Here is a 17,915-nt window from a genome sequence, read left to right on the forward strand (position 1 = left end):
AAAGTTTGTGAAATTTTCATTTGTGAAATCATTATTTTAATTACAAAAAAGAATTTGAGTACTCTCAAATCCTTTAAAAGTCTAATTCTTCCAAGAAGTTTTGCATGTTTAAATCATCTGGCACCAAGGTTAAGTAAGCTTTGGCTGTTGCCTCTGCCTGTTTAACTTGACCGAATTCTCTTAAGATATAAGCATAATCGTGAAGAAACTCTGGATTTTGGTTGAGGTCTTTTGCGATGTCTTGGTAAATTGTAAAAGCCTCCTCCTCTTGATCTAGTGCCTGATAAGCTTTGGCAATATTCCATTTGGTCAAAAGGTTATCAACATCTTCTTCTGCCAAGCTTACAACCTCCTCATAACGCTCTTCTTCTATGTAGAGATTGGTTAAACGTAGTGTGACTTCTTCCATATCTTCTGCCATTTCTTTAGCTGATAAGAGATAGGATTCAGACAATTTAGTTTCGTGATTCTCATAGGCTAATTGTGAAGCAAGTAACAATAGCTGACTGTCATATTCATTTTTGGACAAGCCCTGTTGGCTTAATGTCAAGGCTTCTTTTATCCTGTGTTCCTCGTGAAGGGACTGCGCATAGTAGTACTCATACCCAGCAAAATCAGGATTCATGGTATCCAATTGCTTAAAGTAAAGGTTAGCTCTCTGATATTCTTCCTGTTCAAATAGCAGTATCGCCAATTCGAAGACAGTCCTGTCATCATACTCAATAGCAACTGCTTTTTCTAAAAACTCAATAGCAGCTTCAAATTTTCCCATATCCGCATAGGCTCGCCCGATACGCTCATAGGTAGAAATACCTGTTTCCTCTAAAATGTCGCGGTTATCAAGAGCGGCATAGTTAGCGATGGCTTCTTTAAACTCACCCACTTCCAGTTGCATCTCAGCTAGTCCGAAACGAATTAGAGGCTGGTCTGATAAGGAAAGGGCTTGTTCTAGCTTGTCTCTTGCCACATCTGCTAGACCTTCCATTTGATAAAGGTCTGCCATGATAATCAAAGCATTGACGTAGTCTTCAGATGCTGAATCAATAGCATCTAAATAGAGAAAGGCTGCTTCAATATCCCCATCTTCCGCAACAATTTGGGCCAAATTAAGATTAACCTCTGGATATCGCTCGCGTAACTGATCATAAATTCGTTTCGCTTGTGGGAGAAAGCCAATACTCTCTAAATAAGCCCCCAAGTCAAGCAAGATTTGCTCATCATCTTCTTTTAGCGCACGCTCAAAATACTTATCTGCATGTTGTAGGTCCTGACTTTGAATGGACGCCACCATTTTTTCACTATTCCACATCTTCAGCATTCTCCTCTAAAAAATCAGCCTTGTATAGACCACTAACCACTTTATACCATTCAAAAACTTCAATAGCCACCACTTTGACTGAAGCATAGATAGGGATGGCCAAGAAAACGCCCAAAACACCAAATAAGGTACCTGCTGTTAACAGGACAAATAAAATCGTAATCGGATGGATTTGCAACTTACTACCAATCACTAGCGGAGTGACAAAACGCCCCTCGATCGTTTGTTCAATGGTAAAAACAATGATACACTTGACCACCATGGCAGGACCAGCTACAAAGGCTAGTATAAAAACTGGAATCATGGCTACAAAACTTCCTAAATAAGGAATAAGGTTTAAGAAACCAGCAATAATCCCCAACGTCACGCCAAAATTAAGCCCGATAATGCTGAACATAATGGAAAAAAGAATGGCTACGACAATGGAAACCAGTACTTGTCCTTGAACATAACTTGATAATTGTTGGTTGACTTTTGTCATCACACGCCGTGTCGGTACTCGTAATTTTGGAGGTAAAAACTGTGACACATAATATTTTAAACGATCACCATCTCTTAGTAAATAAAAGAGAATAAACGGTGAAATCATAATGGCCACAGCTACTCGAGCCACGGTAGAGGCAAAATCACCTGCCCATGTGACTGCTGACTTGGACAAAGATTGAGCATAATTGATAGCACTATCAGAAAAATTATTGATTATTTTCTGTAATTCAATATTGTAATGATTTAATTGACGATCAGTTAGAAGATTAGTCATCTGTCTTTCGATGTCTTCTATATAGTCAGGTAAATTATTGGCAAAGTTAGTCAGTTGGGTTTCAATAGATGGCACCAGCACTGCCACTCCCCAAATTAAAAGTGCAATAACAATCACAAAAACAAGAGCAATAGCTAGCGTTCGCTTCAGATGCAGCTTATACTCGAAGAAATCTACAAAAGGCTTTAACAGGTAATACAGCAGTGCTGAAATAATAATGGGTAACATGATGACTGTTAAAAAAGCAACTACTGGCTCAAATAAATGTGCTATCTTAGTAAAGACAAACACATTTAAAAACAGTAAAAGGCTTATCAATAGGACCATGGCACCCTTATTGTTTAAGAACCATTTAAAAAACCAACTTAGGCTTATTTTTTTCTCTTCAGAGTGATTCATCTTGCCTCCTTTAGGTTGTTTTGTCATAAAAGGTTACATCTTGGTCAATCAAAACATTATTTTCATAGGTGAACTTGGCTGAGAAAAAAGGAACGTCTTCTAGAATCCACTTGAACATGAGATAATCTCCTTCCCATGTTGGCTTGTCTAGAACTTTATCGTAAGGCACCCACTCCAAGGTCCCTTCTCTTGACGCTTCATCTGAGATAAGCTGTCCTTCAAAATCTGTGATTTTATAAACGTAGGTATACCAATCATGGCCAGGGGTAAAGTTTGGAAAGGTAATTATTCCACGAAAATCCATTTCCTTAACGGTTAAATGGGTTTCTTCTAAAATTTCACGAATAGCACATTCTTCAGGAGATTCCCCAGCTTCTAATTTCCCTCCCACAGAAATCCACTTGCCTTCGTGAACGTCATTTTCTTTTTTATTTCGGTGCATGAGCAAGAGCTCTTGACCGTTATCAATGTAGCAAATAGTTGCCAACTTAGTCATTTAACCACCTCTTTCATTTATCTAACTATTATATCAAGTTATCTTCTAAAATGTGCTATAATTTCTTCAAGAACTAAAAAATCACAGAGGACCTTTTTCATATGCTCCATTCACTCTATTTTGGAACTTATACCAACCGACTTTCATGTCCCCGAATGTATGTGTCTCTTATTCAAATAATTGCTAAATCTACTATAAAATGGTTTAATGAACATAGAAAAGAGGTATTTATTTATGAAACCACAAGAATTATTTGACCAAGTAAAAGAAATGATCGCCAAAAAAGATTTTTCAGAAGCAAAAAACTTTATCGAAGATCATAAAGACGATTTAGGACAATATTTCGATAAAGCTAAAGCACTAGTTGAAAACTCTGACGCCGTTAGTGGTGTCGTTGACAAAGTGAAAAATATCTTTGGCAAATAAAAAGGTTGGAACACTGAATGATTCCTAAAGGTAGATAGCTATATCTAATCTTACAGGGGTCGCTCAAAGTGTTCCTCCTCTTTTTTTTTATAATTACCATTATCTTCCTGACAAAGTTATTCATCAGTTATAATCCCAGATATCCGTTACAAAAGGAAGCCTAGTCAAGCTTCGTCCTTTGTAAACATCGTAGCTTAAATGCCGAGACATATATCACTTTATTTTCTATAACATCTTCCCAACGAGGAATCTCTTGTAAAAAATGAAGTTCTAGTGGCGTATTTGCTATAGACTAAAAACATTCAGAATACGTGCAAGTATAGTCTTTTGAATTAAGATTATGACATCTTTGCTTTCGCCTTACCCTACTCAATTGCTGCCCGTATCTCAGTTCTTTGTCTCAAAGTTAATTCATTCGACTATAGTAAAACGTTCCAGAGTCAGCTTGACCCTGGAACGTTTTTAATATGCTCCGTTATTGGGCGCTTACGATAAGTCATCTATTTTTGCACTAAAAAAGTTCTATAACCTCTGCGGTGGTTTACCCACCACAGAAATGATAGAACTCTAGTTTTTTTGCAGTTATTTTAAGACTTTTTGTGTCGCAGCATATTTGGCTTCAACGGCTTCTTTTTCTGCTTTCCACCAATCTTGATTATCGGTGTACCACTTAATCGTATCTTCCAAACCTTCTGTAAAGTTTGTAAATTGTGGTTCCCAACCAAGTTCTTCGCGAAGCTTGCTAGAATCAATAGCGTATCTCAAATCATGACCAGCACGATCTGTCACATGATCATAGGCATCTTTAGGTTGTCCCATTTTTTCTAAGATTAATTCCAAGACTTCCTTGTTGTTCTTTTCGCCATCAGCACCAATCAAGTAAGTTTCACCCATGCGACCTTTTGTCAAGATAGCCCACACACCTGTTGAATGGTCATTGGTATGAATCCAGTCACGGACGTTCTTACCTTCACCATATAGTTTTGGTTTAATGCCAGCTAAAATATTAGTAATTTGACGTGGAATAAATTTTTCAATGTGTTGGTAAGGTCCATAGTTATTTGAACAGTTAGAAATGGTTGCTTTGACACCAAATGAACGCACCCAAGCTTTCACAATCAAATCAGAAGCTGCCTTGGTTGATGAATAAGGTGAACTTGGATTGTAGTTGGTCTCAGCAGTGAATTTCTCACCTGGTCCCTCGCCATGACCCGGCAAATCCTCACGAAGCGGCAAATCACCATAAACTTCATCTGTTGAGACATGGTGGAAACGAATATCATATTTACGGGCTGCCTCTAAAAGGGTATAAGTTCCGATAAAGTTAGTGTGAACGAAAGGACTTGGATCATTCAATGAGTTGTCATTATGGCTCTCAGCTGCATAGTGAACAATAGCATCTGCTTTCGCTGCCAACTGATCCACTAATTTATTATCAGCAATATCGCCAACCACAAGCTCAACGCGATCACCTAGAATTTCAGCTAAGTTAGCGCGATTTCCAGCATAGGTCAACTTATCCAAGACAGTCACATGGACCTCTGGATGATTGTTATAAACATAATGCACAAAGTTTGAACCGATAAAACCGGCTCCTCCTGTGACGATAATATTCTTAAATTCAGACATGATTTCTCCGATAAATGTTATGTTATGATGACCAAGCCAAGCTTATTTCTTTAAAACTGCTTTCAAATAAGCGATTTTAGCAAAGTCTTTTTGATGATTCTTATCATTACGATAACTGTATTTAGAAATGCTTAGTAGATGTTCAAGTATTGGTCTAAAGTAGGCAAATAAAGCGGACATCGCCATCTTTTACCTCCTCTAATGCTTCTAGTGGAACACCTGCAAAAGCCGGAAGTGAATGAAGACCACCGAATTCGACTGAACAACCTTCCTTTTGGAATTCATGATCGTGACGCTCTACCAAGGTATAATCTAGTTGTTCCATCATCGCAATCGATTCCGTTGCCCGATAAATTCGCTCTTCGTCGGGGGCTTTCCAGCCTCTAGAGTCACTGGGAACGTGACTATCCAAATCATGAGCCTCCCAGCTTCTCCCTGTTTGCTGCTCTAGACCAACTGACCCCATTAAAAGAGGAATAATTCCTAATTCATTTAAGGCTTGCGCAATCTCTAAAAAACGCTAATACATCTTATAAATCTTCTTTTTTCAATGGCTTAACATCCTTGAGCATTGGGTGATTCTTATCAGCCTCAGATACTTCTGCTGCCTCAAGATTTTCCCATTTGATGCCCAAACTTGGATCGGCATAGTTGACAAAAGCGTATTTTGGTTTTAATTCCAAGGCCCAGTAGTCATTTACCAAGTAACTGTAAGACACCTTGTCTGACAAAACTTGAAAGCCGTTTGCCACACCGCGAGGAACAAAGATTCCTTTTGAAGCATCAATAATCGTTTGGTAGACGTTACCAAAAGTCTCGCCCTCACGCAAATCAACCCAAGAACCTAATACTTTTCCTTCATCTGCAACAGAAATGTACTTATCCCATGGCTCTGCATGAAGACCACGAAGAACATTTTTGCGCGAAAAAGAAACATTATTTTGGAGTTTTCCTTCCGCAAAGAAACTTTCTGGAAATCCTAAGGGCAGCATCTTTTCTTTTTGAAAATTCTCCTTAAACCAGCCACGATTGTCACCATGAACAGGAATGTCAAATTCTAACATGCCAGGGATTGCATCAATCTTTCTAGCTGATAAGGTTTTACCAAAAAAATTCTCTGTCATTATGCCTCTCCAATCAGACGGAGCAAGTATTGCCCGTATTCATTTTTCTTCAAAGGTTGAGCAAGCTCATAGACTTGTTCCTTACTGATATAACCCATGCGATAGGCAATTTCTTCAAGATTGGCTACTTGAACATTTTGCAGCCGCTGAACGGTCTCAATATACTGACTTGCTTCAAGAAGCGACTCATGTGTACCAGTATCCAACCATGCGAAACCACGGCCCATCAACTCGACTGATAGGTCCCCGCGATCAAGGTAAGCTTTGTTAACATCAGTAATTTCTAATTCACCACGAGGTGAGGGTTTGATATTTTTAGCGATGTCAACAACATCGTTGTCATAAAAGTAAAGTCCTGTAACCGCAAAGTTTGACTTTGGCTCCTCAGGCTTTTCTTCGATGGAAACGGCATTCATATCCTCATCGAACTCAACAACTCCAAAACGTTCTGGGTCTTTAACTTGGTAACCAAATACGGTTGCTCCTGATTTTTTGGCAGCAGCTCGTTGAAGCATTTTGGTTAAACCATTTCCGTGATAGATATTGTCTCCCAATACTAAGGCAACATTGTCATCACCAATAAACTCTTCTCCAATGATAAAGGCTTGGGCCAAGCCATCTGGACTTGGTTGTTCAGCATATTCTAAACGAATTCCTAACTCTGAACCATCGCCTAGAAGCTCACGAAAACGTGGCAAATCTTGCGGAGTTGAAATCACCAAAATATCTTTAATTCCAGCCAACATCAAGGTTGATAAGGGATAAAAAATCATTGGCTTGTCATAAATGGGCATGAGCTGTTTTGAAGCAGCACGCGTTAAAGGATACAAACGTGTTCCTGAACCGCCAGCAAGAATAATACCTTTCATATTGAAGGACTCCTTTTTTATTAGGAAATTGCTTTTCCTTTATTAGTAATCGCTTTATTGTATCATATTTTTATGTTATTTGTCAGTTTTGACAGGATAGCCAATATAGTTAGAGGCTTTGTAATCATCTGCACGCAACCAAAACTCTTGATTTTTCAGCATAGCGACAAGTTCTCTGGCAATTAGAGGACCTGTGGTTAAACCAGATGAACCTAACCCACTGGCGACATAGACCCCTTCTAAATCAGGGACTTGACCATAAAAAGGTGAAAAATCACTGGTATAAGCTCTGATGCCGATACGGTCACTTTTAGACACAGCCTCATCCACCTTAGGAAAGAAAACGCGGGCTTCTGCTTCTAAGCGATCCAGCACCTCTTTATCCACTGTTAAATCAAAGCCCTTATCATTCTCATGACTGGCTCCAACAGAAACCTTACCATTAACAAATGGAATCACATCCAGTTCACCTTCAGGCATAAAGACAGGAAGGTTTTCCGTTTGATAATTTTCAAACTGGTAATCTAATAACTGACCTTTTTGTGGACGCACATCAACTTCATAGCCAAGCGGTTCCAACAGTTTCCCTAACCAGGCTCCCGTAGCAAGAATGACTCTATCAAACAGCTGGTCATCAATTTCATAGCCATTAGCTACCTTTGTCAAGGTAACTTCTTTACGGATAACTGGGCAAGCTGAGGCTTGTAATAAGGTTTGTGTCAAAGCCGCACCATCCAATCGAGCCGCACCTGAAGCATAAAGCATTTGACCTTTAGTCTGTAAATCTGGAAAGGCTGCTTTAACATCTTCTTCAGAAAGAATAGTCAGCTCACCAATTAAGGGTGACTCTTCGATACGACTATGCGCCAATTCATATAAATCTTGAAAATGTTCCGGTGTCTTTTTGTGAAGAAAAATACCAACTCGCTTATAAAAGGACGTATCAAACCCATCCTTTTCTAAATCAGAAACCATTTGCGGGTAAAAATCAGCTCCTAAGCGAGCCATTTTATACCAGGCCTTATTACGACGGCGTGAAAACCAAGGGCTAATAATCCCTGCAGCAGCCTTTGTCGCTTGACCCAGACCATGATCAAAAACAGTAAGTTCGATATCCTCTTCTTTTGATAAATAGTAGGCAGCAGTTGACCCCACTATGCCTGCACCGATAATAGCAACTTTCATTTTTTGTCCTTTCTAAGTGACTCAACCCAGGGCCACATCCATAACCATCATGATCACAAAGCCCATCATCAAGCCGAGAGTGGCAATGTCAGTGTTGCCATTGGTTTGAGATTCTGGAATCAACTCTTCTACTACAACAAAAATCATCGCCCCTGCCGCAAAAGACAAAGCATAAGGCAAAATGGGCATCATGGCAAGAACCAGTGCTGCACCAAGGACAGCACCAATAGGTTCTACGATGGCTGACATAGAGCCTAAAAAAAAGGCACTTTTGCGACTTTTACCATCCGCTCGGATCGGGATAGAGAGAGCAGCTCCCTCAGGAATATTTTGCAGGCCAATCCCAACAGCTAGGCTGATAGCACCAACTAGAGCTGGGATGGTAAAATTACCCTGTCCCAAGGCGCCAAAAGTAACACCCACAGCTAAACCTTCTGGAATATTGTGTATGGTGATTGCTAAAAATAAGAGAGCTGTTTTGGATAATTTTTTTTCGGGCTGTAAGCCTTCGACATCTTCCATCTCTTTATCCAGATGCAAATGCGGTACCAAGGCATCAATTAAGCGGATAAAATAGCCACCTAAGAGAAAACCGACTGCCGCGGGAACAAAAGCCCACTTGCCATAGGAACTTTCAGCATAGGAAATTGAGGGCTCTAATAGCGACCAAAAAGAAGCCGCAATCATAACCCCTGCCGCAAATCCCATCATCACATCTAAGAGTTTACGACTGATACGTTTGAAGAAAAAAACGATGGCTGAACCCACAATAGTACAAAACCAAGTAAATAAACCAGCTAAGAAGGCCAGAAGAACGACATTTTGCGATGACATCCATTCAATCATAAGCCACCTCTACAAATGCGAGAAGGGATTGGTCGATGACTGACTTTCAAGCACTTCCACATCCCAGTTTTCTTCCTGTTTCCACTGATTAAGCCGTTTAGCTATTTCAGAAATAAACAGCACTTCAATATGATGACCAGGATCAATCGCATAGAGCCCATCTGTCAGCATTTCTTGTGCCGTATGATAATATATATCACCAGTCACATACACATCTGCTCCTTTAGACAAGGCTTCTTGATAAAAAGATTGTCCTGAACCACCACAGATAGCGACTTTTGAAATTCTTGGATTTTGATGATCATAACGCACCAAACGAACACTATCTAATTCAAAAGTATTTTTGATTTTTTCGGCAAAATCCTCCAAAGATTGCTCGGATATATCACCAATCCTGCCAATGCCTACTGAATCTTCGGTTAATAGCAGAGGTTCCGTATTTTCAATCCCTAACAGCTGACAAAACCAATCATTCAAGCCATCTGGAACAATATCGATATTAGTATGACTCACATAGACAGCAATATCATGTTTTACCAAATCCAAAAGAATATCGCGTTGAGGGGATGAGACCAAGTCCTTGAGTCCTTTAAAAATAGGCGCGTGTTTGGTGATGATCAAATCAACCTCTTTAGCAATAGCTTCCGCCACTGTATTTTCACGCACATCAAGAGTCACCATAACTTTCTTGATTTCCCTATCCAAACTACCTATTTGAAGTCCAACTACATCACCTTCCATTGAAAGTTTAGGTGAACAATAAATGTCGTATCGATCTATTAATGTTTTAGCTAGCATTTTCAATGACCTCCTTAATCTCTTTCATTTTAGTCATGAGAATCTCACGTTCTATCTTTTTGTCTTCTGGTACAGAAGAATGAGCATAAGCTAACTTATCCCATTCTCTTTGCCACTTTTGCTTGAAAATAGTTGTTTTTTCTTTCAACAGATGTGGTCCAAATCTTAATTCACGACTAGTCAAGGTCATGCTGCCATGCTCTGCCACTATAATTTCATAGTATTTGTTATTTTCCGTCATGATGATTTCAGAGACAATTTGAAAATCATTTTCCTGTAACCAATGTCGTAAATCATCTTCTCGGTTGTTTGGTTGTAAAATTAAGCGCTCAATGGCACGGAGTTTTTCTTTGCCCTCTTCTAAAATATCTGAAATCAGACGCCCACCCATTCCACAGATAGTGATAGTTGTGACCTGATCACTTGATTCAAACGCAGCTAAGCCATTGGCCAAACGAACTTCAATCTTGTCTGATAAGTTGGATGACTGCACATTTTTGATAGCTGATTGATAAGGACCTTCTACCACCTCACCAGCAATAGCACGATTAATGACGTTTTGTTCTAATAATGCTATGGGGAGATAGGCATGATCACTACCGACATCCAGTAAAACAGCGTCTTTAGGGACAAACTTAGCCACTTCTGCTAGTCGTTTTGATAATTGTATTTCCATTTGTTACATCGTCCCTCTTTCATTCTTACAATACTTCCATTATACCAAAAAACCACCCAAGCGTGGGCAGAGAATTGAGAGAATAATAGGCTTTCTAATGACGATTTTTTAGTTTAACATAAGTCTTTCCATATGCCATTGTTATTAGAATATATAGCAGAACGATTAAGGGTGTTCTCAATAAGGCGAAAGGAGTTTCGAAAAGAAAATGACCCCAGAACAACCAACCTGAAAGTTCCCATAAACCAGGGGTGAGATACCATGATTTAGGATCAAAAAGAGAATAATAACTTCCATTTTGAACGTTTTGCATTAGCACCAAACTCAACATTGCAAATAAAACAAATAGAAATAACAGATGATGCAGCAATCTCTTCCTCATGTCAGAAATAGAGATGGCATCTGAAAAAATCTCAGTTGATACATTGGGGGATTTCTGACGGAAATATTGTTCACCCGACCATAACGAACCACCAACATGCTCCCAACCATAGTCATTGAAGAGTTGTTTATACTCATGATAGTCTTCATTTTTCTTAAAAGACCTAAAATCAATTTTGACAATTGGAAGACGTCCCGTTTGAGATCGTCTGAAGCGATAAATAGGAAAATAGGCACTTGTACCTTCAAAAACATAACCCTTGTCTTGAATAGTATTAATCCAGACTTCTTCTTTGTCAATATCACCAAAAAATAATTTGAATTTCCGCATCACTCTTCTCCCTTACAATCCATTTTTTTAGCAACCCATAACAGTTTTTCTAATCTATTCATTTCAGAAGATAAGATTTCTCTACCTTTAGCTGTTGTCTGATACACTTTTCTGCGTTTGTCATCACTAGGAACAGATGCAATCCACTTTTGTTTTAAAAGATTTTCAATGGCCCCATACATGGTTCCTGCAGCAATTTTCACATCACCTTGACTCATCTCATATACTTTTTCCATGATTAAATAACCGTGCCCTGGTTCTAATAAAGCCAACAAAATATAATATGTTGTCTCCGTCAAAGGCAATTCTTTCAAACGTTTCACGACCTTTTTCCTCCAAAACGTGATTATACAGTCAAACTTTATAACATCATTATATACAGTTAAACTATACATGTCAACTGTATAGTAAAAAGATCAGGACATTAACCTAATCTTTTGATTTACTATTAAGTCTCATTCCCCCATATATTCATGGCATTAAGGAAATCATCTGACACAGTGACTTTGTTGGGGTCTGCTTCTTCACGCTGGCGCCGTCTTTCTTCTACTTGACGGACGGTCGTGATGCCATCTCGTTTCCAATTGCGCAGAATGGCATTGATATAATTCCAGCTGGTCTTGTTATTGAAAACAGCCTCACGGAGAGCTTGCCGAACCAGATCTGGATCAACGTCATCTTCTTTAACTGTCTTAGTTAAATCTTCTAACTCAAAGGGGCTCAACAATCTACCCAATTCGTTTTCAAAATCTTGAACCAACTCCTTAAAGGCATTTCCTGATGTTTTGGGAGTTTCATTTTTGACATCCAGCAGTTCATCTAATTTAACCAAAGCTGGCGTGGTATCAAAAATCATCTCAATTTCACCATCAAGTTCAATCGTCTTCATATCCAACAGATCTTGATCAGTCAAACGCGAGATAATGCGATTGACATCTGTGACTGTTTTACCAATACTTTCGGAAATTTCACTAGAAGCCATTTCTTCCTTGTGGCTAGTATTTTGAAAATAAAAGAATTGCCAAACCAAAAAATCTTCAGCTGACTCAAAAATCTTGTGATAATGAAATAATAAAGCAGCAGGTAAGACTAAATGTCCCTGCTTCATGGCTTGGGTATAGGTCATCAAAATCCTCTAATTATATTTTTTTAAATCTTCCAAATGGTAGGGTGTTTCTTGGTAAACTGCATAGTTAATCCAATTACTGAAAAAGGTTGCTGCTGCCAAACTCCAGCGCATTTGAATTCCGTCTTCTGGCTGATCATTTTGATAATAAGATACAGGAAGTTTGGGATTCTTGCCGGCTTTTTGGTCTCTCAAATACTCATTTTGCAAGGTATCACGATCATACTCTAAATGGCCAAAGCTATAAACTTCTCGCAAATCATCAGAGGCCAGTATCGATAAGCCTACTTCCTGTCCTTTGGCTAAAACTGTTAACCTTGTTTTTTCTTTAACATCTTTTTCTAGAATGCCAGTATAACGAGAATGGGGTGCCTTGAAGGTATCATCAAAGCCACGGAACAAGAGATTGGTGGGATCTTCAACCTTCTGATCATAAACACCTGACAACTTCTCTTTTAGCGATATCTTATTAATGCCATAGCGATGATAAAGCGAAGCTTGCGCTCCCCAACAAAGGTGCAGGGTTGAATAGACATGAACCTTTGACCAGTCAAAGATGCCAATCAACTCTTGCCAATAATCAACCTCTTCAAAAGGGATGGTTTCAACTGGAGCACCTGTGATAATCATGCCATCATAATAGCGATGTTGAATATCCTCAAAAGTCTTGTAAAACATTTCTAAATACTGAACTTCTGTATTTTTTGACTTGTGACTTTCCATGTAAAGAAAGTCCACATTGATTTGCAAAGGTGTATTTGCCAGTAATCGCAAGAGTTGTACCTCTGTCGCTTCTTTGGTCGGCATGAGGTTCACAATCAACATTTCCAATGGACGAATATTTTGATGCCTAGCACGTTCACTATCCATGATAAAAACATTTTCTGAACGTAATAGGCTTAAAGTGGGTAATTGAGTGTCTAATTTTATTGGCATAAAAACTCCCTTTTCTACCTAGTGATTGATACTATTATAGCCAAGGGAGTTATAGGTTTCAAATTTGGAAAAACTAGCTTTAGATATAGTTTTTATCTATATCTATTATCCTGGGAAATTCATCAGTACTTTAGTATCGTAATCGCCGATTGTCTCGCGGCCATTAAGTCCATCAAGTTCAATCATGAACGCACAACCAGCAACGATACCACCAAGTTTTTCAATCAACTCTATGGTTGCTTTAACAGTACCACCCGTTGCCAAAAGATCATCAACAATAAGGACACGTTGTCCTGGTTTAATCGCATCAGCATGCATAGTCAGTGTATCTACGCCATACTCTTTTTCATAGTCGGCTGAGATCACCTCACGAGGTAGTTTTCCAGGTTTACGAACGGGTGCGAAACCGATACCAAGTTCAACCGCGACCGGACAACCAATAATGAAACCACGCGCTTCAGGGCCAACAATCATGTCGATGTCATGATCACAAGCATACTGCGCAATTTCACGGACAGCGTAGCTATATGCTTTTCCATCCGCCATCAAAGGTGAAATATCACGGAAAGTGATGCCTTCTTGTGGGTAGTTCTCGATTGAAGCGATGTATTTTGTTAAATCCATAGTATTACTGCGATCTATTATTATTCCAATAAAATCGCATATCCTCCCTATTCTTGTTCTTGAGTGTTCTCAAAAAAATTTTTTACACATTATTATATCACTATTTTCCATAAGTTGGAAAGCTCAAATGACAGAAAGCTTATGAAATGACTTTTTGCCATTTAGCAACTCAGCACGTTTTTGGCTAACCCTTACAAAAAGTCCTGCGCAAAGACTGTTGCATCAATGCATCGTCAAAAGCTTACAGTAGTAGGCTTGCTTTGCCGTTGTACATTAGAATACCCATCAGGTTTAGAGCTACGTTCTTCTATTTTGTCATAATGAACCAAACAAAGATAGACCAAATAATTAAAAGCAGCTAGGCTTCACATAACGATTTTTCCAACCAAGACAGACGACTAGCAATCTGTCCCAAGGCCTGCTAGCACAGCTGGCTTACCACTTAATCCTAGCGCCACAGTCTTACAGGTTTTCGCCTACTGCGATGAGCAAAGAGCCATCCTCAAGCAAACCTGACTTTTGTAGACTATTTGCTCCAAAGTCGTCGCTAAGATAAGGCAACTCATAAATGTTCAATTGTCCCATCTGATCAAGCATCGAAATAGACTCAATCGTTCTTCCCAAAACTGCCTGTTCAAGAAGGTAACCTTGATCTGGAAATTCTCTTCGTTCTTGCCAGAATTCCGCTTTAAAATGGAGCTGTAAAGCAGCCAGTCGGTCATCTGTTTGCTTCAACAATTTTATATGAAGCAAATAAAAGGCATTAATCGTTACAATATCATCAGATAAGTGGAGATTTATTCTAGCTAAATGTGTCATCAATTATCCCGCTAACCAATCATAGATTTCTTTTGGCGTTCCTAGAGCCATGAGTTCCTGGTATTTAACAGTTCTTTTCAATTCTTGATATATCTGGCTACTCTCAATCTCTTTTTTTTCAGCTCCCTTATTAACAGTCATGATCCCATCTTTGATGCTAACAAAACCTAATTCTTCAAAAATTTGAATCATCTTGACCAAGAGATAATCTTCAATCTTGAGGTATTGACTAAGTTCTTTTAACTTAAAGCGAATGTCGAATTCTGGAAATTGGTAGATCGTCTTATATAATTTTGCAAACTGCTGACGTGTGCCAAACCCTGACAAGTAATAAGGTGTTTTGATCCTATTTTTAAAATAAATCACTTCTAACGCGTTAGCAGCGAACCAGCTTTTTAGAGCTTCAGGATTTTCAGGCAAATCCACTAAAACTGCTGACTGACTATGAACTAAATCAGATGTTAGAGCTGGCACATCAAAAGGCAGGTGAGCATTCTTAGCCCGAATATCAAAAAGTTGAACTCCTTCAACACGAGCATCTACTAACATGAGTTGCAAGGTCGTTTGGCCATTCCAGACATTTACAGAAAGGGTCACAGCTAACTCTAATGGCTGAGCTTGCTGAAACTCTTGTGCCATGGCTCCCTGATTAAAAGCGACCACATCAAATGTCGCACCATCTTGGCTAACTTTTAGTTTCAAGTGGGCATTATTTTGCCCCATGGTTCTCGCTTGAAGAATCTTAAAATCCTTGAGCCAGAAAACAGGTTTTTTATGGTCCATACCAAAAGGCGCCAGACGCTCCAAACTCTTGAGTGACGCTAAGCTTAAATCTGGCAAGGATAGGGTTTCGTCCAGTATCAATGTATTTTTGACACTGGTATCAATCTGCTTATCTTCAACATACTGACAAAGAATAGCAGACAAGGTTTCTAGATTTTCAACTGGCAAAGTCATCCCTGCTGCACCAGCATGACCTCCGAATGCTGTAAATATCTCACGGTGAGGATCTAAAGCATCAAAAATGTTTAACACGTCAAGAGAGCGGGCTGATCCTTTAGCAAGTCCACTTTCAATAGTGAGAACAATGACCGTTTGAGAGATATTTTCCAAGATTCGCCCGGCAACAATTCCTAGGACACCTGGATGCCAGTCTTCTTTTGCTAACACTTGGACTGGTTTCGTCAAATCAACCATGGTCATGGCTTCATCATAAATGGTCTGCACCAGTTCTTTACGCTCTTCATTTTTGGCTTTAATCTCTAAGGCGATGGCTTGCGCTTCTTCATCATCAAAACCTGTTAAGAGTTCGACGGCTGGATTAGGATCATCCAAACGTCCTAGAGCATTCAGTTGGGGTGCAATGGTGAAGCCAACAGTCTCTTCATTGATGGTTTCTGGGGCAACATCTGACAGTTGCAAGAGTTCTTGTAGACCAATACGTTCCGTTTGTTTGAGCATTTCAAGACCGACCTTAACCATAATACGATTTTCGTCGGTGAGACTAACCATATCAGCAATGGTCCCAATAGCCACCAAATCCAGAAAGTCACTAGGGATAGCTTCTAAAAGTGCACAGGATAATTTAAAAGCAACACCCACGCCTGCCAAATGCTTGAAAGGATAGTTTGACTCTGGATGTTCTGGATGAACAATGGCAAAAGCATCTGGCAAATCAACTGGCAAGCTATGATGGTCTGTCACAATCACGTCAACCCCATGCTCTTGCGCATAGGCAATAGCCTCATGGCCAGCAACACCATTATCCACTGTCACAATCAGCGAAATATCTTGTTGCTCAATATAATACTTGTAGACACTTAGGTTGGGACCATACCCATCAGTGAAACGGTTAGGCAAATAGACCTGAACTTCAGCTCCCATCATCTCCAAGGCTTCCTTGACAACACTAGCACTGGTCATACCATCGGCATCATAATCACCGTAAACCAAAATGTGTTCATCATTTTCAATAGCCTGACGAATCCGATTGACGGATTTTTCCATATCGTGTAATAAAAAGGGATCGTGAAGTTTAGCTAAATCCGCATTGATAAAGTCATCCAATGCCTCTTCTGTGGTAATCCCGCGATCTACTAAAAGCTTGGCGGCGATAGCATCCAATCCTCTTTTTTTAGCTAATTTCAAAAAGCTGTCATCTACTTCGTTAGCTTCTATTTTCCAATTGTATTTGGACCTTATCATGTCTCTTTTTTACTCTTTTCTATTCCGAAATCAATCTTTACCAGTATATCAAAAAAAGGCCTAAGAATCACCCTTAGACCATGAGTTACCACGGCATACGCCTGAAGAAAAGGTATATCACTTCTTTTTAGAGACATCTGTGTTTTCAAAAACATTTCCTAGCAGTTGCACAATGACAGGAGTGATGCCTCATTTTCAGAACATTATATAGTCAAATGGATCAACTTTGAGACAAAGAACTGAGATGCGGGTAGCACTTGAGTAGGGCAAGGCGAAAGCGGTGACATCTCAACCTTAATTCAAAAGACTATAAACCGTTTTCTAATTCAAAAATAGCTTTTAAAATGAAAAACTGTTTTTCTGAAAACGAGAGCTTCTTCAGACATTTGACGTGCATGAGTTACTGACAGATTAAGCGTTTGTTTTTAGTAGTCCCCACGAATATAATCATGAACGTCTTTCCAGTAAAAATCACTCAGTTTTGCCAACTCTGCATCTGAAAAATCTTTAACAGATGCCGCAGCGATGTTACTGGCTACTTGCTCTGGATTTTTAAAGCCTGGAATGACCGTTGAAATACCTTCTTGCTGCAAGAGCCATTTAAGAGAAGTTTGCGCCAAGCTGTTACGATCTTGCGCAATCCAACGTACCTGTTCAACCAAATCAATGGCTTTTTCAAATGGTAGACCGCCAAAAGTTTCACCGACGTTAAACGCTTTTCCATCTTTGTTAAAATGACGGTGATCATTTTCAGGAAATACTGTCTCTTTACTGTATTTTCCTGACAACAGTCCACTTGCTAATGGGACACGCGCTAAAACGCCAACGTCTTGTTTTTTTTGCTTGTGAAATCATTTGACTAACTGGTTTTTGACGTAATAGGTTAACAATAACTTGCAAGCTACTAGCATCAGAGTGGTCTAAAACAAATTTGCCTTGTGCATCTGTCTCCACCGAAACGCCATAG

At 39.3% G+C, this 17,915-nt stretch carries 19 protein-coding genes and 1 pseudogene; 1 reads left to right on the plus strand and 19 read right to left on the minus strand.

The genetic code is table 11. The annotated features are described in order from the left end of the window. Positions 1-73 precede the first annotated feature (73 nt). From A2G56_RS03220 to A2G56_RS03230, 3 genes are read right to left on the minus strand one after another with little or no spacing between them, the layout of a single operon-like run. Positions 74-1,309 (minus strand): tetratricopeptide repeat protein, encoded by a 1,236-nt coding sequence (locus A2G56_RS03220; protein ID WP_062708950.1) that lies wholly within the window; start codon positions 1,307-1,309, stop codon positions 74-76. Beyond that, complete coding sequence (locus A2G56_RS03225; RefSeq protein ID WP_062708954.1) at positions 1,299-2,477, minus strand: AI-2E family transporter; 1,179 nt, start codon at positions 2,475-2,477, stop codon at positions 1,299-1,301. The genes A2G56_RS03220 and A2G56_RS03225 overlap by 11 nt, the downstream gene beginning before the upstream one ends. 10 nt (positions 2,478-2,487) lie before the next feature. Beyond that, complete coding sequence (locus tag A2G56_RS03230) at positions 2,488-2,973, minus strand: NUDIX hydrolase (protein WP_062708957.1); 486 nt, start codon at positions 2,971-2,973, stop codon at positions 2,488-2,490. A gap of 234 nt (positions 2,974-3,207) precedes the next feature. Between A2G56_RS03230 and A2G56_RS03235 the strand changes: the two genes are divergently transcribed. Continuing rightward, on the plus strand, positions 3,208-3,399 hold the full coding sequence (locus tag A2G56_RS03235; RefSeq protein ID WP_062708960.1) for a hypothetical protein: 192 nt from the start codon (positions 3,208-3,210) through the stop codon (positions 3,397-3,399). 582 nt (positions 3,400-3,981) lie between these two features. Here the strand turns inward: A2G56_RS03235 and rfbB are convergent. The 16 genes and pseudogenes from rfbB to A2G56_RS10825 all read right to left on the minus strand — a co-directional run bounded on the left by rfbB (position 3,982) and on the right by A2G56_RS10825 (position 17,736). Continuing rightward, a complete protein-coding gene (gene rfbB, locus A2G56_RS03240; protein ID WP_062708963.1) occupies positions 3,982-5,028 on the minus strand; it encodes a dTDP-glucose 4,6-dehydratase in 1,047 nt (348 codons plus the stop codon). 42 nt (positions 5,029-5,070) lie between these two features. Continuing rightward, a pseudogene (locus A2G56_RS03245) lies at positions 5,071-5,536 on the minus strand (phosphoribosylanthranilate isomerase). Between the two features lie 22 nt (positions 5,537-5,558). Beyond that, entirely contained in the window at positions 5,559-6,152 is a 594-nt protein-coding gene (locus tag A2G56_RS03250; RefSeq protein ID WP_062708966.1) for a dTDP-4-dehydrorhamnose 3,5-epimerase family protein, read from the minus strand. Continuing rightward, entirely contained in the window at positions 6,152-7,021 is an 870-nt protein-coding gene (gene rfbA / locus A2G56_RS03255) for a glucose-1-phosphate thymidylyltransferase RfbA (RefSeq protein WP_062708969.1), read from the minus strand. Before rfbA ends, A2G56_RS03250 begins: the two co-directional genes overlap by 1 nt. 75 nt (positions 7,022-7,096) lie before the next feature. Beyond that, positions 7,097-8,206: an NAD(P)/FAD-dependent oxidoreductase gene (locus A2G56_RS03260; protein WP_062708972.1), complete on the minus strand. Its 1,110-nt coding sequence runs from the start codon at positions 8,204-8,206 to the stop codon at positions 7,097-7,099. A gap of 21 nt (positions 8,207-8,227) precedes the next feature. Next, on the minus strand, positions 8,228-9,052 hold the full coding sequence (locus A2G56_RS03265; protein WP_172793780.1) for a ZIP family metal transporter: 825 nt from the start codon (positions 9,050-9,052) through the stop codon (positions 8,228-8,230). A 9-nt stretch (positions 9,053-9,061) separates the two neighbouring features. Beyond that, entirely contained in the window at positions 9,062-9,850 is a 789-nt protein-coding gene (locus A2G56_RS03270; protein ID WP_062708975.1) for a Nif3-like dinuclear metal center hexameric protein, read from the minus strand. After that, a complete protein-coding gene (locus A2G56_RS03275; protein ID WP_062708977.1) occupies positions 9,840-10,526 on the minus strand; it encodes a tRNA (adenine(22)-N(1))-methyltransferase in 687 nt (228 codons plus the stop codon). Before A2G56_RS03275 ends, A2G56_RS03270 begins: the two co-directional genes overlap by 11 nt. Positions 10,527-10,620: 94 nt before the next feature. Then, a complete protein-coding gene (locus A2G56_RS03280) occupies positions 10,621-11,238 on the minus strand; it encodes a DUF2812 domain-containing protein (RefSeq protein ID WP_062708980.1) in 618 nt (205 codons plus the stop codon). Next, positions 11,238-11,561 (minus strand): PadR family transcriptional regulator, encoded by a 324-nt coding sequence (locus A2G56_RS03285; protein WP_062708983.1) that lies wholly within the window; start codon positions 11,559-11,561, stop codon positions 11,238-11,240. The genes A2G56_RS03280 and A2G56_RS03285 overlap by 1 nt, the downstream gene beginning before the upstream one ends. A 125-nt stretch (positions 11,562-11,686) precedes the next feature. After that, positions 11,687-12,364 (minus strand): DnaD domain-containing protein, encoded by a 678-nt coding sequence (locus A2G56_RS03290; RefSeq protein ID WP_062708986.1) that lies wholly within the window; start codon positions 12,362-12,364, stop codon positions 11,687-11,689. Between the two features lie 9 nt (positions 12,365-12,373). After that, on the minus strand, positions 12,374-13,300 hold the full coding sequence (locus A2G56_RS03295; RefSeq protein ID WP_062708988.1) for a homoserine O-succinyltransferase: 927 nt from the start codon (positions 13,298-13,300) through the stop codon (positions 12,374-12,376). Between the two features lie 105 nt (positions 13,301-13,405). Next, positions 13,406-13,924 (minus strand): adenine phosphoribosyltransferase, encoded by a 519-nt coding sequence (locus A2G56_RS03300; protein WP_062708990.1) that lies wholly within the window; start codon positions 13,922-13,924, stop codon positions 13,406-13,408. Positions 13,925-14,386: 462 nt separating this feature from the next. Next, complete coding sequence (locus tag A2G56_RS03305; RefSeq protein WP_062708992.1) at positions 14,387-14,743, minus strand: hypothetical protein; 357 nt, start codon at positions 14,741-14,743, stop codon at positions 14,387-14,389. A gap of 3 nt (positions 14,744-14,746) precedes the next feature. Continuing rightward, a complete protein-coding gene (gene recJ, locus A2G56_RS03310; RefSeq protein WP_062708995.1) occupies positions 14,747-16,948 on the minus strand; it encodes a single-stranded-DNA-specific exonuclease RecJ in 2,202 nt (733 codons plus the stop codon). 425 nt (positions 16,949-17,373) lie between these two features. Then, a complete protein-coding gene (locus A2G56_RS10825) occupies positions 17,374-17,736 on the minus strand; it encodes an aldo/keto reductase (protein ID WP_237334435.1) in 363 nt (120 codons plus the stop codon). Positions 17,737-17,915: the final 179 nt, after the last annotated feature.

Origin of the sequence: Streptococcus halotolerans (assembly GCF_001598035.1) — a bacterium.
GTDB lineage: Bacteria > Bacillota > Bacilli > Lactobacillales > Streptococcaceae > Streptococcus > Streptococcus halotolerans.

Coding starts and splice junctions, on each gene's coding strand:
- A2G56_RS03220 (WP_062708950.1), bottom strand. CDS start 1,309: ATGTGGAATAGTGAAAAAATGGTGGCGTCCATTCAAAGTCAGGACCTA.
- A2G56_RS03225 (WP_062708954.1), bottom strand. CDS start 2,477: ATGAATCACTCTGAAGAGAAAAAAATAAGCCTAAGTTGGTTTTTTAAA.
- A2G56_RS03230 (WP_062708957.1), bottom strand. CDS start 2,973: ATGACTAAGTTGGCAACTATTTGCTACATTGATAACGGTCAAGAGCTC.
- A2G56_RS03235 (WP_062708960.1), top strand. CDS start 3,208: ATGAAACCACAAGAATTATTTGACCAAGTAAAAGAAATGATCGCCAAA.
- rfbB (WP_062708963.1), bottom strand. CDS start 5,028: ATGTCTGAATTTAAGAATATTATCGTCACAGGAGGAGCCGGTTTTATC.
- A2G56_RS03250 (WP_062708966.1), bottom strand. CDS start 6,152: ATGACAGAGAATTTTTTTGGTAAAACCTTATCAGCTAGAAAGATTGAT.
- rfbA (WP_062708969.1), bottom strand. CDS start 7,021: ATGAAAGGTATTATTCTTGCTGGCGGTTCAGGAACACGTTTGTATCCT.
- A2G56_RS03260 (WP_062708972.1), bottom strand. CDS start 8,206: ATGAAAGTTGCTATTATCGGTGCAGGCATAGTGGGGTCAACTGCTGCC.
- A2G56_RS03265 (WP_172793780.1), bottom strand. CDS start 9,052: ATGATTGAATGGATGTCATCGCAAAATGTCGTTCTTCTGGCCTTCTTA.
- A2G56_RS03270 (WP_062708975.1), bottom strand. CDS start 9,850: ATGCTAGCTAAAACATTAATAGATCGATACGACATTTATTGTTCACCT.
- A2G56_RS03275 (WP_062708977.1), bottom strand. CDS start 10,526: ATGGAAATACAATTATCAAAACGACTAGCAGAAGTGGCTAAGTTTGTC.
- A2G56_RS03280 (WP_062708980.1), bottom strand. CDS start 11,238: ATGCGGAAATTCAAATTATTTTTTGGTGATATTGACAAAGAAGAAGTC.
- A2G56_RS03290 (WP_062708986.1), bottom strand. CDS start 12,364: ATGACCTATACCCAAGCCATGAAGCAGGGACATTTAGTCTTACCTGCT.
- A2G56_RS03295 (WP_062708988.1), bottom strand. CDS start 13,300: ATGCCAATAAAATTAGACACTCAATTACCCACTTTAAGCCTATTACGT.
- A2G56_RS03300 (WP_062708990.1), bottom strand. CDS start 13,924: ATGGATTTAACAAAATACATCGCTTCAATCGAGAACTACCCACAAGAA.
- A2G56_RS03305 (WP_062708992.1), bottom strand. CDS start 14,743: ATGACACATTTAGCTAGAATAAATCTCCACTTATCTGATGATATTGTA.
- recJ (WP_062708995.1), bottom strand. CDS start 16,948: ATGATAAGGTCCAAATACAATTGGAAAATAGAAGCTAACGAAGTAGAT.